Source organism: Clostridium sp. DFI.1.208 (genome assembly GCF_024463855.1).
Classification (GTDB): Bacteria; Bacillota_I; Bacilli_A; order Erysipelotrichales; family Erysipelotrichaceae; genus Clostridium_AQ.
Genome location: NZ_JANGCA010000370.1, coordinates 1 through 203, shown reverse-complemented (window position 1 = coordinate 203; position 203 = coordinate 1). Strand labels below are relative to the sequence as shown.

Below are 203 nucleotides of genomic sequence, written 5' to 3'. Positions count from 1 at the left end.
GTCCTTACTGTTTGTGATCGTCAAAGGTCCGAAATCGATGAACGGAGCCGGAGATAATCCATCTGACTTCACTGCCGCACTTGGATCATAGGTGTCCGTCTCTGCGATCCTCGTCCACAGATAGTATGTCGTCGTTCGATTCAGGTTCGTAAATTCATAGCTGCCGTCGTCTTTCTTCTTCAGCGTATCCCAGTCTCCTTCTT

General features: G+C 48.8%; 1 protein-coding gene. It reads right to left on the bottom strand.

The window, feature by feature from the left end:
- The coding region (locus tag NE665_RS24720) for a hypothetical protein (RefSeq protein WP_256302810.1) at positions 1–203 on the bottom strand (203 nt) is incomplete at both ends.